The following is a 15,249-nucleotide window of genomic DNA, read 5'->3' as shown; positions in this document are numbered from 1 at the left end:
CGCCCAAGTTGGCTTAACCTCACCAGGCTTTATCGGTGCCGACGTATCGCACCTTAACCTGCACAAAACCTTCGCCATTCCACACGGCGGCGGTGGTCCTGGTATGGGCCCAATCGGCGTGAAAGCGCACTTAGCGCCGTTCGTCGCGGGTCACGTAGTGGTGAAACCAGGCCGCGAAAGCGATAACAACGGTGCAGTATCGGCTGCGCCATACGGCAGTGCTGGCATTCTGCCAATCAGCTGGATGTACATTAAGCTGCTCGGTTCAAACGGCCTGAAAAAGTCGACTCAAACTGCGCTGTTAAACGCTAACTACGTGATGAAGAAGCTGTCTGAACACTACCCAGTACTGTTCCGTGGCCGTAACGATCGCGTCGCGCACGAATGTATTATCGACCTGCGTCCCATCAAAGAAGCCTCTGGCGTGACCGAAATGGATATCGCTAAGCGTCTGAACGACTACGGTTTCCACGCGCCAACCATGAGCTTCCCTGTTGCGGGCACGCTGATGATTGAGCCAACCGAATCTGAGTCTAAGGTTGAACTGGACCGCTTTATCGACGCTATGGTGTCAATCCGCGCCGAAATCGCGAAAGTTGAAGCGGGCGAGTGGCCAGCGGACAACAACCCGCTGCACAACGCGCCACACACTATGGCCGATATTATGGACCCAGCGTTCGATTCACGCCCATACAGCCGTGAAGTTGCCGTGTTCCCAAGTGCCGCAGTGCGTACTAACAAGTTCTGGCCAACCGTGAACCGTATTGATGATGTGTACGGCGACAGGAATTTATTCTGTGCGTGTGTGCCGATATCAGACTACGAGTAGGGGCTGAATAGTACGTTATTCAGGTCTAACGTTTGATGAAAGCGAACCCTTAGCGATTCGCTTTTTTATTGCCAGCAATTTGGTTTTTAGTTGTGTTTTTATTGAAGTAGTTTCTGCTGAGTTGAGTGGTGCGAAGTTGCTTTTGCATGGCTTTTGGCAACAGTACTTCCCAATTGCCTGCCGCAGGCTTTAGCACTGTTACACCAGTGACACGCCGTAAATACATCCCTGTAGGCTCTACTAAAACATCCATGTTTTAGAAGGTCACTGGTGCAACAATGCCAGTTCTGGTGTAACCATTGAGTGATGAGTTATGCCTGTCCTGTCATTCGTAATCATTGAGTTAAGAGTTATGCCTGTCCTGTCATTCTTTGTACTTCCCAATTGCCTGCCGCAGGCTCTCGCACTGTTACACCAGTGACTCGCCGTAGATACATCCCTGTAGGCTCTACTAAAACATCCTGTTTTAGAAGGTCACTGGTGCAACAATGCCAGTTTTGGTGTAACCATTGAGTAAAGAGTCATGCTTGTCCTGTCATTCTTTACCCATTTTAAATCGTTATCAATTTATTACGTCCACTAATTAGTTTTATGAAGCTAATGCATGTGGCGCTAAAATGAAAGGGATTAAATTTTCGCATATGTAGGCAAGTTCATCTTGGTAAATATCTTCAACTTCCGAAAAACAGAAGGGATTTTTCTCCAAATTTTCAACAGTTGAGCGGAGTATATCGCTGCCAAAACCGTCAACTATAGTGCATGTACACTTTTTTATGCTTGGACAGTTGCAACGTTCTGTAATCCCTAGATGATTAAATATTTCGTCCCAATATATATTCCCATTATATCCGTCTCTTTGATTTGCAAGAGATAACTTCACGCCTTTTTTAAAATCAATATATTTAACAGGTAAGTCTTTGTCTAGTTTTATATCTCTATATTTTTCATATTCATTAATTTTTTTAAGTTGTGTGTTGTTAGAATTAAAGATATTTTTTAAAATTTTGAATGGTATTATATTTTCAGCTTCCCTAGAGTCGGTTATTATTATTTTTGTAAGTTTATTTGGTGTAGTATGTTCCAATACTTTTTTTACAGTGCTGCCTAATTCAGAATTAGGAGATGTTTTATCCGAGTCTAATATGCATATTGCTGGTCCATCATTATCTTTTTGATGATCATTTATTACTTGATAAGTTGTATCTCCGCCTCCTAGAACTGTACGGTAACAAAATGAAACACCACTAATTCCTTTTAGCGCTATATATGATTTTGTGATCGAGGTGAAAAATTTAATGTCAGTTGAATTTTCTGCAATGATAACAGGTTCTCTATTGTTGAAGCTGGAAAGTTTTACAAATATTTCAGATGGATTTATAGATTCATACTCACTTATTTGATAGCTTTCTGATGTAATGGTAATGATAAAGTTGAAGTTTTTAATCAGATTGAACCATTTGGTTTGGTCTCAGTAGATTTGAATATATGAACTTTTTGTGTATTGTGCGAAGTTTTTATACTCAATAAGTTTCTGTAATAATTCTTTATTTGCTAAGACAAATCCACGTCCTTTTTTTCGAAATGAAGCAATGTCAGCAAATACTTCTATTTCATTATCTGTTAGCCTATCTTGATTTAAATAATCTAGTAGCGAGTTGTGCAATTTTATTATCATTTTTAGTCAAGTTCCGCTTCAAAAAATCCCCATGGCCAACTCTCTAAATTGCCTTCATCATCAAAATTGGCTAAAGTTACAGATGCTGGTAAATCAGATGATTTTTTTTCGAAAATCACAATTGACACATCTTTGGCTGAGAGTTTTTTCTGATAAATTCTATGCCCAATTTGGTTAACGATGGTCTCGCTGTGAGTTTCAATTATTAGTTGAAGATGGGATTTGTTTTTTTCAGATAGCATGATCGCTTTTACAAATACATCCACTAAACGTGATTGAAATCTTGGGTGTAGATGAAGTTCAGGTTGTTCAATTACTATGATGTTAGAATCTTTAAATGTAATGTGTCGGTCATTATTCTTGGGCTTTTCGAATGTGGAAAACCATAGCTGTGTAATAATTGGTAGTATTTGAGAAAAGCCAAAACCCATGTCAGTTACATTATAGTAGTTATTCGAGTCTTTATAGCGTAACTTTAAACTTAGATGACCGCTATCAGATAGGGCATCAAGTTGAAATCCAAAATTTTCTAATAACCAGTCTTTATATTTTCTTTTTTGTCCTTCTGAAAGGTTGTTTAAAAACATTGCTAGGTTTTTACCTTGGTAATCTACTTCTTCAACACTTAAATCTTGTGTTCTATAATATCTTTCAGCTGTGGCTCGTAATGGTGCTATATATTTTACGCTGCTAAAGTAACTTGCAATTTTTTCATTCAAAATATAAAGTAGGCTAGGTATTTTATATGCAAAAATCAAAAGCTTTATATCGTTTAGTTTATTGTTGCAATCTTTTATTTGAGCTATTTTTTTCTTCCAGGTAGAAGTGTTTGATGCTTTTTTTAGGTGGTTGAAAAAGTTGTTGTCAAGATTTTCAATGTTAATTACTCTATGGGTTATTTCCTCTGGATTTGATCTTATGTGGCAATATTTTTTTACTTCATTTGTAAGTTTGTTAATTACATCATCATTGATGAAATTAGCAGGGATTCTGTATCTATAATATTGGTGGTAGTTTTTTTCATTGACTTTGAAGTTTATAATAGGTAGTAATGCAGACTTCCCATTATCCCTTTGGATAAAGCAGTTTTCGAAAATATTGGTAAAATCGTACTCGTTAACCATTAAACTTTCTAGTTTTGAGGTTTTGCTAAAATTTATGTTGCAGGTTATATCTGAATAAATAACTCTTATTTTTGTTATTTCTGCATTTTTGTTTTGAGAGTCACCTTCGATAGTGAATTGAATTTCATAATTTCCTTCTAATCCTTCAAACATTCTAACGTAGTAATAGGGTTGAGTATCTGTGCTGAGCGATATTTTTGTTTTAAATCCAAAGCTTATAGAGTTGTCTGTGGAGTATTTTGAAAGAGCATTCTCATAACTACCAAAGTCAACAAATGAACCAAACCATAGAATTGGCCCTCTAGTTATTGAGCTTAAACTTTGTCGAAATAGTGGAAATGTTCTCAGAAAAGTACTTTTACCAGAGCTATTCTCACCCAATAAAACAGTTAGAGGCTTTATTGGAATATAGTCAGTATCTGCAAGGCTTTTAAGTCCTTGAATTCTAATGCCTTTCATTTTATCGCCTTTAGGTTGTTTTATAGAATAGATAAACTGAGAGTCTAATAACACTGTGAATTTGCATTTGTGCTCCTTATAAATCATGTTAATGTGTAAGATATTGTTTGTAATGTATTTTTATTTATTTTGCTATTGTAAGGGATTAAATAAATGAGCCTATGTAAAAATTCCTTTATAAAAAATTGGTTTATTTAATGTGTTACTTCCCCACCTCGCTTTTACTTAGGCATCTTTGGGCGACTTGGTAGATGATGGTGTCGACTTGTTGCTGGGTAAGATCTTGGGTTTTCAGTTTCGGGATCGTTCCGACTAATTGTTTGTGGTTCAGGATCGGCAGCGGTGGTTTTGATTGACTTGTGACATACCAGCCGGGGAATACTAGGGCTGGGGTGGCGGCGACGGGGGAGCCTGTGGCTTTGGTTAACCACTGGCTGACCCACTTGGCCTGACGTTCGGCCTGTTCTATGGGTTTGGTTTCTGTCCACGAGGGGAAGTTTAAGCGCCCGTCTTTGTAAAATACTTCATAGCCTTTTTTGCCATTGCCATTGGTTTGGCGTAGGTCTTTATTGCGCTTATGGCGGCCTTTGGTTTCAATCGCGAATACGCCATTTTTGCCGATTACGAGGTGGTCGATATTAAAGCCGTCGGCTTGGACATCGTGAAACACTTGATAACCCAAGGCTTGTAGGCCGATTAGTTCATTGGCGGTGGCGATTTCGGCCGTATGCCCTAGGCGTAATTTGGTAAGTTTGGAAAAGTTTTTCCACGTTTTAAAGCTGCAATAGCTTAAGCCCATTAACGCTGAAATACTTAACATCCAAGGGAATTTGCCTGCTGCAATATGTGCTTGAATGCTGTTGAGTGCAAAGGGGAAGCAAAAAATCATGGCTCCCATCATCATGTAACCCATTAAATCTAATTGCAGATCTTGGATTTGCTTTTGTAAGCCGTAGGCAGGTATGCGGGTTAGCTGCTCACGGTCAACGGGTAGGGTTAGCGTTGCATCGCGGTAGCGAAGAAACACATGCAACACTCCTGCTCCGACAAATAGGCTGGATAGAATAATTACAACGGATAATAGATTGCTGCCGAAATCTGCCATTTACATCCTTGAAGTAAAAAGGTTTTTTTATTCTATAACGCACATATAAGGAATGTGCTTTATACCTTGGTGACAGAGGTGGCTGTTAAGAGGGGAGTCAGATAATTGATTGGCTGCTTCATCCCTAAATAGCGTGCTCGATATGGGTGTTCGAGTGTGGCTCTGCATTTCCCTTAGTGGTCACACTTTAACCCGCGTTATGCGGTGTAATCAATGCGTTTTATCACAAATACTTATTTTAAATAACAACTTGTGAATATTTGAGGAGAGGTATTGGTGGGCGTTTTGGGGTTATGCAGGGTAAATAAAAACGGCCAATCGAATTGGCCGTTATTATTTGTCGTTAGCAGTGGCTGCTTAACGGTAAAATGCTTCTACTGTGCCTTTGATGGTTAACAGTAGAGGTTGACCGCGACGGTCTAAGGATTTGCTTGGTACTTTAACCCAGCCTTCGCTGATGCAGTATTCTTCAACATCGAAACGTTCTTTACCGTTCACGCGGATACCCACATCGTATTGGAAGACTTCAGCCACATGGTGGCGGCTGCGTGGGTTAACCGAAAGACGATCCGGTAATGCGGGTTGTGAAGTTGTGTCAGTCATGGTCGTTATCTGTAGTGAACAAAAAGTGCGTTATTGTAGGCAATCCCGCCGCCTTGCTCAAGGACTGTTGTTGTCAGTCTGTGACGCCTAAGCCGCTATCTTGGGCGAGTGGCACTCAGCGTGAGTTGTAGCATCTGCCTGTATCGTCTTTTGTTCGCACGCCCTGCAAGGTAAACTCTGGCGGCGTTGGCTATAGGTTTCGCGCTAAAGGCATCTTAAGGCTTAGTGCTTAGTGCTTAGTGCTTAAGGCACGCGCTTACAACTTATAGCCGCGCTCCGTTATTCACCCACATTCGACCCAAGGCCCGATAGTTAACTTGCCATGCATGATGATATTAGTATTCCCTTGCCATCACTTATCCATCGCATCGGCCGCGAGGCGGCAAAGCGTGCGCAGGCAATGGCGCTAAAGCACGACTGCGAGCTTAAGCGGGTGCGCCGCTCCCGTAATTGGAGTATCACAGGGCAGGCTATCGCCATTCAAAACTGCTGCACCGAGTTTAAAGTTGATGGCGAGACTGCCGAATTTACCTTTATGATCAAAAAGATCGACAGCGCTTTATTACAACACGCCGATAAGCTTGAACCACTCAGCGCAAAACTGGTTCGCCTGATCAACCAAAATCCCGCCATTACCTTAGGTGAGCTTATGCAGCAGACCCAATGCAGCATCAGCGAGGCGCGCCTTGCCCGCTTTGATGCCGAACTCTAGCGCTTTGCTTGTGGGAGTGAGCCGCCTTTGATTTGCATCAACACAGGCGCCTGTTAAAGCGGTCACTATATTAGCCAAATTTTATGAATGGCGGCGTAAACCATGACGGATGCTAGGCTAATCACCCTGTTAAAAATCTGTATTAGCATCGGGCTGTGCCTGATTGCGCTTGGCATTTATCTGCATAACTTTAATGTGACCGTTGAAGCCATGGGCGTAAAAGGCATTATTATCAGCGCCGTATGCGTTGCCGTTGGCATGGCGTTATCCCTGCCGACCAAGATGTATCTCACCTTTTTACTGGTGAAACGCGAAGCGGATAAGCAAGGCAGTTCTGAGTAACTTTAGCCAAACCACAGTCAATGCCGCAATAAATCCCACTTTTTGCTTGTTGCTCAAGGCATAAACTCCCGCTGGTGTTTTTTTAACATAATTAACCCAAGACTAATGGGCGAAAAACACCGATAATTCTCCCCAGATGATAGCGCCTAAGGGCAATGCTGTGCGGTAACGGATGCGATTACCGCGTTTGAGCATATTGAGTGGAAAAATTCTAATGGAAATCAAAGTTAATTTTCTCGACAACCTGAGACTCGAAGCCAAGTTTGACGATTTTACGGTCACGGCCGATCAGCCCATTCGTTATAAGGGCGATGGCTCGGCGCCGAGCCCCTTCGATTATTTCTTAGCTTCTTCGGCACTGTGTGCGGCCTACTTTGTGAAGGTGTATTGCAAATCCCGCGATATTCCGACGGACAATATCCGCCTGTCGCAAAACAATATTGTCGACCCCGAAGATCGCTACAACCAGATTTTCCAGATCAATGTCGAATTGCCCGATGATATTTCGGATAAAGATCGCGAAGGAATTTTGCGCTCTATCGACCGCTGCACAGTAAAGAAAGTGGTGCAGACTGGCCCAGAGTTTAGAATCGAAACCGTTGAAAACCTCGATGCCGACGCCAATGCCATGTTGATGGGCCACCCTGGTGGCGATAGCAGCACCTATATTTTGGGTAAGGACTTACCGCTAGAGCAGACCATTGCCAATATGACGGCGATGCTTGCTGAGCTGGGGATGAAGATTGAGATCTCCTCATGGCGTAATATCGTGCCTAATGTATGGTCACTGCATATCCGTGATGCCGCATCGCCCATGTGTTTTACCAATGGTAAAGGCGCAACCAAAGAGAGCGCGCTGTGCTCGGCCCTCGGTGAATTTATTGAGCGGTTAAACAATAACTTCTTCTATAACGATCAATTCTTTGGGGTTGAAATCGCTAACAGCGAGTTTGTGCATTACCCCAATGAAAAATGGTTTGCCTTAGAAGAGGATGATTCGCTGCCAGCAGGCCTGTTAGATGACTATTGCCTCGAGATTTACAATCCAGATGAGGAGCTGTGTGGCTCGCATCTTATCGACACTAACTCGGGCAATCGTGAACGTGGTATTTGTGCGATTCCTTATACCCGTAAATCCGATGGCGAGACAGTGTACTTTCCATCAAACCTGATTGAAAACCTGTTCTTAAGCAACGGCATGAGCGCGGGTAATAACCTGAAAGAAGCCGAAGTGCAGTGTCTCTCTGAGATCTTCGAGCGCGCGGTGAAACGCCAAATTATCGAGCAGGAAATCGTCCTGCCAGACGTGCCTATGTCGGTGTTAGAAAAATACCCAAGCATTCTCGCGGGCATTAAGGGCTTAGAAGAACAAGGCTTCCCTGTGGTGGTGAAAGATGCCTCCTTAGGCGGCCAATTCCCGGTGATGTGCGTCACCCTGATGAACCCGAAAACCGGCGGGGTATTTGCCTCCTTCGGCGCCCACCCAAGTTTTGAGGTGGCATTGGAGCGCAGCCTGACCGAATTACTCCAAGGTCGCAGTTTTGAAGGCCTAAACGATGTGCCAAAACCGACCTTTAATAGCATGGCGGTGAGCGAGCCTGAAAACTTTGTTGAGCACTTTATCGACTCAACAGGGGTTATCTCATGGCGCTTCTTTAGCAGTAAGCATGACTATGAGTTTTGCGAATGGGATTTCTCCGGCACCAATGAAGAGGAAGCGGACCGCTTATTCGGCATTTTAGAAGACCTCGGTAAAGAGGTGTATGTTGCCGAATTTACCGAATTAGGTGCATCGGCTTGCCGTATTTTAGTGCCTGATTACTCTGAGGTTTATCCAGTAGAAGACCTGATTTGGGATAACACCAACAAGGCGCTGGATTACCGTGAAGATATTCTGAATCTGCATTCTCTAAGCACTAAGCAATTGGTTAACCTAGTCAATCGCTTAGAAGAAAGTCAGCTCGATAACTACACCGATATTCGTACCCTGATTGGTATCGTCTTCGATGAAAATACCGTCTGGGGTAAGTTGACGATTATCGAGCTTAAGATCCTGATTTATCTCGCACTCGGCGCGCATGAAGAGGCGCTGGAATTAGTCGGTGAGTTTTTGCAATTTAACGACAACACCGTGAAGCGCAATCTGTTTTACCAAGCAATGAGCGCGGTACTGGAAGTGACGCTGGATGAAGACCTTGAACTCGAAGACTTTAGCCATAACTTTACCCGCATGTTTGGCGCGGAAGTCATGGAACAAGTGGTTGGTAGCGTCACAGGTAAAATCCGCTTTAGCGGTTTAACTAAGACCAGCATGCAACTCGAAGGGATTGAGCCGCATTTACGCTTAATCGAAAGCTATAAAAAACTGCACGCCGCCCGCAAGGCCAAAGCGGCGAACTAATAGCTATAGCTAAGAAGTTGATGTGTAGAAAAAGCGAACCTAGGTTCGCTTTTTTAATGGCCGTTTGCCATGGATATACAGCCTTAAGCACTATTGGCGATAACGCGATTTTTGCCATCCCGCTTGGCTTGATAGAGCGCGGCATCGGCGCGTTTCAGGGTATCTTCATAGGATTTATCGTCTGCCTCTATGGTGGCGACGCCTATGCTGACGGTGGCAAAGAGTCCATTTACGGCGTGTTTTTGTAGTGCTTTGAAGCAGCAATCGCAGAGAAATTCTGCAAACACTATGGCTTGATCGTATTCAACGCCGGGTAGGGCGATGACAAACTCATCCCCACCAAAACGGTAGGCACTGTCGGTTTTGCGGAATTGCTGCTTGCAGGTATCGGCGACGGTCACAATGACATTGTCCCCCGCATGGTGGCCAAGCTGATCATTGATCTGTTTTAGATGATCGAGATCCAGCATTAAGATGGAGGCAGGCACATGGTAGCGACTATAGGTATCGAATAGGAGGTTTAAGTCACGCTCTAATCGGCGACGGTTAAATAGTCCTGTGAGTTGGTCTGTATCGCTTAATTGCCGTAGCTGGACTTCAAGCTGATGGCGTTTGGACATATTACTTGCAACCCAAAGGACGACAGGCTCGTTATCAACAAGAAAATCCAGCGCTTGAACGCGTCCCTCAAACCAGATGGGTTCTGATGGACCTTGATCGGATAAGCCTTTGACATCCTTATTACTGAGCTCATATTCTTCAATCTGCAATTTACGGCTGATTAATGCTTGTTCAATAATGCTGAGGTAATAATTGGCTTTTTCTTCGTTTAATACGTCACTGATATATAGGCCGACTAATCCACTACCATCATGGTAATAACGATCATCTTTACCGCCAAACACCGCAATATAACGACCACTTTGGGAAAGGATAAACGCTGGATCGGGTAGGGCGTCCAGCACTAAAGCGATTTGCTCAACATTGATCATCAAATCTACTCCCTGACACATTTTATGTGTTCATTATCCTTGCTACTGCAAATGTCATTATTGGCAGTCATTTGGTTTTGAATTTAGCTTTTTTTTGTGGATATTCAAACCTTAAACTTGGGTTCAGCATTGTTAACAATATGATGAATAGTCGACTAGCTTTATCAGTTTAGGTGGTTTTTGTGGTCAAATCCTCGATCTGCAAACAATTAGGGTTAATCCCATTTAGGTGAGAGTGTAAACTTTGGCGCATTAACATTTAAAACGAGGAAATGCCATGCACACGGCAGATGATTTTATTCAGTATTTAGCGCTTGAGCAGCATGTAGAAGGCGGATATTACCGTTCGTCTTATCGCTCCGATTCGGCCTTCGATCCGAGTCGTCAGCTGTGGAGCAGTATTTATTTCTTACTGCGAACGGGTGAAGTGTCGCATTTTCATCGACTTACGGCCGATGAGATGTGGTATTTCCATGCGGGGCAATCATTGACGATTTATATGATTTCCCCCGAAGGCGAGCTGACCACGGCGCAGTTAGGGCTTGATTTAGCTGCGGGCGAAAGACCACAGTTTTTAGTGCCTAAGGGCTGCATTTTTGGCTCGGCGATGAATCAAGATGGATTCTCGCTGGTGGGCTGTATGGTATCACCCGGTTTTACCTTTGATGACTTTGAGTTGTTTAACCAAGAAGCTTTGCTGGCGATGTATCCGCAGCATAAAGAAGTGATCTACAAGCTGAGTCGACCAGAGGCGAAATAGCGCCGTTAGATCATTGCGTTATCATGCAATAGGTTATTCGTTGACTGGATTCGATCGCCGCATGGCTTTTATCTCGACATGCGGCTTACTGAGGTTAAGTGCGAATAATGTGGGTTATCTGCACCATGGCATCACGTGCCGATTGGCTGACGCCAGCGAGTTGGAAGAAGCCGTGGATCACCCCTAAATAGCGGCGGCAATGGGCATCGACGCCTGCATCTAATAGGTTACGGAATAGCTGCTCGCCCTCATCTAACAGTGGATCGAACTCGGCGGTAATAATGTGAGTTTCGGGTAAACCTGCTAAATCCTGGCTACGCAGTGGGCTGGCTTCAACATCGGTTCTGGGATGCCAGTCGAGGTACATATCAAAGCCCGTGAGCAGCGTGTCGCGGGTGATAATGTACTTGTCGCCATTGTCGATATAACTCTGGCTCTTGGCGGTCGCATCCAACATCGGATAGATAAGCACTTGTTTTTTAGGTAACCATTCCCCCTTTGCCTTTAACCGCAGGCAAGTGACTAAGGCTAAATGGCCGCCGGCACTGTCGCCCATCAAGGTGATATTAGTGTTGTCACCGCCCCATTGCTGGCAATGTTGCTGCACGAGATTGGCCGCATTGAAGGCATCGTCATGGGCTGCTGGGTACACATGCTCAGGGGCGAGACGATAGCTAACCGCCACCACTAATGCGCCGGAATCATTGGCAATTTTACGCAGTTGCTGATTATGAGTAGCGATGCCGCCACTAACAAAACAACCACCGTGATAGTAAATAACCACGGGTAAATTGTTATCCGCCGAGGGCTTAAACAGGGTTAATTCTATACCCTCAAGGGATAAGGTTTTGACCTCAAACACAGCCTCCGGCTCGCCAGCCAATACCGTGCTGGCAATATAACCTTGGCGACGTTCCTCAAGGCTTTGCTCGCGCACCGAAGGGCAACCTGCGGCGATAAACTCGCTCACCAATTGTTTAATTCCGTCTTCTAAATAGCGTTGGCTCATGTGCAGTTTCCCTGAATATATTCGGCGAGCGTTTATCGCCCATTGTGGTCGGCAAAGTGTATCGACTCAATCTAGAAAAGGGTAGTGTGTCATGGGGGATTTGCAATTAACGCCATCTATTTCAGTTGATTAGCAGTTATTGATTAACGCTTATTGATTTGTCATTGCTGATGTATTGCGACTCCTATGTATTGAGCTTCGCCCGATGAATACGGTTGCAGGGGCAGGTTTTAGGTTTGATGAAGGATTGAGCACAATCTAAAAATGTAAGAAAATTACCGCTCGCCAGCCTTGGCGTGTTATTGCTATTTCACTTGTCTTCCAGCGGTAAGGATCGGACGTGGCCACATCAGCTAAAACCCTGCAACAACGCATGGGCATTGTCGCCCTCACTTGGCCGATTTTTATCGAAACCTTGCTGCAATCCTTACTCGGGATCAGCGATATTTTTATGCTGAGCCAGTATTCCGACAATGCCGTCGCCGCGGTGGGACTCACCACTCAATTGATGTTTTTTATGATGGTGATGTCGATGATGGTCAGCACGGGTGCCAGCATTCTGATCAGTCAAAATAATGGTGCGGGGCGAACCCAACAGGCGACTGATATTGGTGTCGCCAGCGTGGCCTTAAGTTTAGGTTTAGCAGTGGTGATGGGCGCATCGATGTTTTTCGGTGCCCACGGCATTATCGGTTTATTTGCGCTAGATCCTAAGGTTGCGGGCTATGGTTACGATTATCTGCTGATCTGCGGCAGTTTGAGTATCGGGCTGGTGATGAACATTGCCTTTGCCGCCATCTTACGTAGTTACGGTTTTACCCGCTCGGCTATGTTGGTCACATTGAGTACGGGATTGATGAATGTGCTCGGTAACTATATTGCCCTCTATTCTCCCTTTGGTTTGCCGGTTTATGGGGTAACTGGGGTGGCGATTTCAACAGTGACCAGCCAGATGATTGGAGCCTTGATTATGCTGGCAGTGATCCGCAGTAAGCATATTCCGTTGCCAATGCAACGACTTAAGTTATTGCCGCGCAGTACCTATTGGAGCGTGATGCGCATAGGTTTGCTTAATGCAGGCGAAATGCTGTCCTACAATGTGGCGCAGATGACCATCATCTATTTTATTAGCCAGATGGGCACGCTCTCGCTGACGGCTTATACCTATGGCTTGAATATCAGCCGTTTTATTTACTGTTTTGCGGTGGCGCTAGGGCAGGCGGCGCAAATTCAAACCGGTTACTACGTCGGTAAACAATGGTTTGATGAGATCACTGTGCGGGTGCAAAAGTATTGCTTAGTAGGCTTTATCGTCTCCCTTGCCATAGTGTTAACCTTTTATTGGCAGCGTTTTACCATTGTGGGTTGGTTGAGTGAAAATCCTGAAGTGATTGAACTTACTGCACTTCTGCTATTGGGCTCTATCGCGCTGGAAACCGGCCGAGTCTTTAATCTGGTGATTATTTCGGCATTAAAAGGCGCGGGGGATGTGGCGTTTCCTGTGCGCGTGGGCCTGTTTAGCATGTGGGGCATTGGCGTACTGTTAGCTTGGTTCTTTGGGCTGCATTTAGGTTATGGCGTACTTGCCGCTTGGCTTGCCGTTGCGGCCGACGAGTGGGTGCGAGGCTTGATTATGGTACACCGTTGGCGCTCGGGTCGCTGGCAGCGTTTTACGCGTATTCCGCCAGCAACCTCAGCTTAAATCGTTCTGATAATAAAAGGTCAACCCTTATTGGTTGCCCCATTTACCCGATTTCAGCAGTTCATTTTTAAATTGTAGATACCTTGGGTGCCCTGCATCGGTTTCGATTTCCATGGTGCTGTAGGGGGCAAAAAGCGCACCGGGAATTTGGTATCCTTGCGCCAACACATCCTCTAATGAGGGCATAAAACATTCTTTAATCGGGTCAAAATGGATTTTATAACTGGCATAGCCGCGCTTAATAAATCGTTCGGTTATGTTTTTGAATAGCTGTCCAAATGGGGTATCGAGTGTCTCCGGCGTGGAGTAATAAAAGCCTTGTCCGTACCAGTAGAGCAATAAGGCGGTACCCGCATCACAGAGTGGATGTTCGATAATTGCCCTCACCATATCGGGATCATGGTCATCCCAATTCAGGTTGCCCGCGACAAAATGCAATTCCTCCATACTTTGTAAGTCACTGATACAGATGATTTGTGTCGCCACTTTACCAAAGTAGACGCTGTATTCATGTAAAGCGTCATAATCGGGATCGGCGAGCAATTGGGCGAGTCGTTGTTGATTGGCAATACAACCTAATTCGGCGCATTCATAGGCGCGAATAAATTGTTCTTGGGTTAATAACTTGGCCACAGGCGTCCTTGGGAGTGTTGAAATAAGCACACTCGCCAGCTCTGCGAGAGCTGGCGAGGAATTGGGCGAGTATTAGAGGTTAAGCTTGCTGTTGCAGCAGGGTACGACAGAGCTTGATAAAGTCGGACGAGGTGACTATTCCCAATACTTTCTTATTGTTATCCACTACGGGTAAACAGCCGAGTTTATTACCGATAAAGTATTCGACTACCACGGTTAAAGGTTCATCCGCAGTTAACTGCTGGCAGTCTTTGTCCATCACAGTCGCTATGGGGGTATAGCGTTCTTTGCGATCGAGCGCGCCTTGGCCGTATTTATTCAACATAGACAATACGCTGGCGATCATCTTTTTGTGGGTAAGAATACCGACTAAGGTGCCGTCGGTTTCAGAAATAACAGGTAAATGGCGCACGCTGCGGGTTTGCATTAAATGGTGGGCATCTTTAAGGCTCGCACCATCGCTGATGCAGATGACCTCTGTGCTCATAATATCGCTGACTTTCATCCTAAATTCCTTTTTTAACAATGCTCTGGTTTGACTCAGCATGAGCCAAAATCTGAGCGATTTGCCACTGATCCGATGTTAGCAGCTTAATCATAGCTTGTGCCAGTGCTGTACAAATAAAGTACGTCATCCAGTATAAGCTTATGAATTAAAAGAAATCATAAAAGGCTGACAAAGATGTCACAAATGTGTAACAGTGATGTCTCACAATCGGGGCCTTATTAGACCTCATACCAGTGAACCCTCATCTTAGAAAGGAATAATAATAATGAAACGAACCGTGACTCGTCGTGATTTTTTAGCCATGTCAGCCAAAGGTATTGGTGCCGCAGTGATTTCCTACGGCCTAATGGGGTGTAGTGACAGTAATGATGATAACTCTGTGCCCGCACAGTTTT

At 44.5% G+C, this 15,249-nt stretch carries 15 protein-coding genes and 1 pseudogene; 7 read left to right on the top strand and 9 right to left on the bottom strand.

Annotated elements, in window-relative coordinates:
- A pseudogene (locus SHEWPOL2_RS19155) lies at window positions 1-829 on the top strand (glycine dehydrogenase (aminomethyl-transferring)); the annotation flags it as partial.
- 49 nt (window positions 830-878) lie between these two features.
- On the opposite strand, the gene SHEWPOL2_RS22970 reads toward SHEWPOL2_RS19155, so the two are convergent.
- From SHEWPOL2_RS22970 to SHEWPOL2_RS19130, 5 genes are all read right to left on the bottom strand, one after another.
- Window positions 879-1,082: a hypothetical protein gene (locus SHEWPOL2_RS22970; RefSeq protein WP_157173880.1), complete on the bottom strand. Its 204-nt coding sequence runs from the start codon at window positions 1,080-1,082 to the stop codon at window positions 879-881.
- Between the two features lie 336 nt (window positions 1,083-1,418).
- A complete protein-coding gene (locus SHEWPOL2_RS19150) occupies window positions 1,419-1,913 on the bottom strand; it encodes a hypothetical protein (protein WP_037430758.1) in 495 nt (164 codons plus the stop codon).
- A gap of 593 nt (window positions 1,914-2,506) precedes the next feature.
- Window positions 2,507-4,087: an AAA family ATPase gene (locus SHEWPOL2_RS22300; RefSeq protein WP_050991410.1), complete on the bottom strand. Its 1,581-nt coding sequence runs from the start codon at window positions 4,085-4,087 to the stop codon at window positions 2,507-2,509.
- Window positions 4,088-4,289: 202 nt separating this feature from the next.
- Window positions 4,290-5,192 carry a nuclease-related domain-containing protein gene (locus SHEWPOL2_RS23055; RefSeq protein ID WP_037430752.1) on the bottom strand — a complete coding sequence of 301 codons (903 nt, stop codon included), beginning with the start codon at window positions 5,190-5,192 and terminating at the stop codon, window positions 4,290-4,292.
- A 357-nt stretch (window positions 5,193-5,549) separates the two neighbouring features.
- Window positions 5,550-5,795, bottom strand: a complete 246-nt coding sequence (locus SHEWPOL2_RS19130; protein ID WP_011624059.1) for a DUF3297 family protein — start codon at window positions 5,793-5,795, stop codon at window positions 5,550-5,552.
- 322 nt (window positions 5,796-6,117) lie between these two features.
- Here SHEWPOL2_RS19130 and SHEWPOL2_RS19125 point away from each other — a divergent pair, with 322 nt between their 5' ends.
- The 3 genes from SHEWPOL2_RS19125 to SHEWPOL2_RS19115 all read left to right on the top strand — a co-directional run bounded on the left by SHEWPOL2_RS19125 (window position 6,118) and on the right by SHEWPOL2_RS19115 (window position 9,250).
- Complete coding sequence (locus tag SHEWPOL2_RS19125) at window positions 6,118-6,507, top strand: ribosome recycling factor family protein (protein WP_037430750.1); 390 nt, start codon at window positions 6,118-6,120, stop codon at window positions 6,505-6,507.
- Window positions 6,508-6,609: 102 nt separating this feature from the next.
- Window positions 6,610-6,849 carry a hypothetical protein gene (locus tag SHEWPOL2_RS19120; protein ID WP_037430749.1) on the top strand — a complete coding sequence of 80 codons (240 nt, stop codon included), beginning with the start codon at window positions 6,610-6,612 and terminating at the stop codon, window positions 6,847-6,849.
- A gap of 214 nt (window positions 6,850-7,063) precedes the next feature.
- Window positions 7,064-9,250 carry an OsmC domain/YcaO domain-containing protein gene (locus SHEWPOL2_RS19115; protein ID WP_037430748.1) on the top strand — a complete coding sequence of 729 codons (2,187 nt, stop codon included), beginning with the start codon at window positions 7,064-7,066 and terminating at the stop codon, window positions 9,248-9,250.
- Between the two features lie 83 nt (window positions 9,251-9,333).
- Here the strand turns inward: SHEWPOL2_RS19115 and SHEWPOL2_RS19110 are convergent, their stop codons facing one another.
- Entirely contained in the window at window positions 9,334-10,242 is a 909-nt protein-coding gene (locus SHEWPOL2_RS19110; RefSeq protein WP_037430746.1) for a GGDEF domain-containing protein, read from the bottom strand.
- A gap of 277 nt (window positions 10,243-10,519) precedes the next feature.
- Between SHEWPOL2_RS19110 and SHEWPOL2_RS19105 the strand changes: the two genes are divergently transcribed.
- Window positions 10,520-11,002 carry a cupin domain-containing protein gene (locus SHEWPOL2_RS19105; RefSeq protein ID WP_037430745.1) on the top strand — a complete coding sequence of 161 codons (483 nt, stop codon included), beginning with the start codon at window positions 10,520-10,522 and terminating at the stop codon, window positions 11,000-11,002.
- 94 nt (window positions 11,003-11,096) lie between these two features.
- On the opposite strand, the gene SHEWPOL2_RS19100 is transcribed toward SHEWPOL2_RS19105, so the two are convergent.
- Window positions 11,097-12,011, bottom strand: a complete 915-nt coding sequence (locus SHEWPOL2_RS19100) for an alpha/beta hydrolase (RefSeq protein ID WP_037430742.1) — start codon at window positions 12,009-12,011, stop codon at window positions 11,097-11,099.
- Between the two features lie 340 nt (window positions 12,012-12,351).
- On the opposite strand from SHEWPOL2_RS19100, the gene SHEWPOL2_RS19095 reads away from it, so the two are divergent.
- Window positions 12,352-13,713, top strand: coding sequence for an MATE family efflux transporter (locus tag SHEWPOL2_RS19095; RefSeq protein ID WP_037430739.1), 1,362 nt, complete (start codon window positions 12,352-12,354; stop codon window positions 13,711-13,713).
- 27 nt (window positions 13,714-13,740) lie between these two features.
- On the opposite strand, the gene SHEWPOL2_RS19090 is transcribed toward SHEWPOL2_RS19095, so the two are convergent.
- Entirely contained in the window at window positions 13,741-14,346 is a 606-nt protein-coding gene (locus tag SHEWPOL2_RS19090; protein WP_037430737.1) for a DUF4274 domain-containing protein, read from the bottom strand.
- Between the two features lie 79 nt (window positions 14,347-14,425).
- The gene (locus tag SHEWPOL2_RS19085) at window positions 14,426-14,851 is read right to left on the bottom strand and encodes a CBS domain-containing protein (RefSeq protein WP_037430735.1); all 426 of its coding nucleotides are present in this window, start codon (window positions 14,849-14,851) and stop codon (window positions 14,426-14,428) included.
- Window positions 14,852-15,119: 268 nt separating this feature from the next.
- Between SHEWPOL2_RS19085 and SHEWPOL2_RS22965 the strand changes: the two genes are divergently transcribed.
- Window positions 15,120-15,249, top strand: a 130-nt coding sequence (locus tag SHEWPOL2_RS22965; protein ID WP_157173879.1) for a twin-arginine translocation signal domain-containing protein, incomplete at its 3' end; no start/stop codon positions are given.

Origin of the sequence: Shewanella sp. POL2, from assembly GCF_000282755.1 — a bacterium.
GTDB classification, from domain to species: Bacteria; Pseudomonadota; Gammaproteobacteria; order Enterobacterales; family Shewanellaceae; genus Shewanella; species Shewanella xiamenensis.
This window is presented reverse-complemented; position numbering and strand designations above follow the sequence as displayed.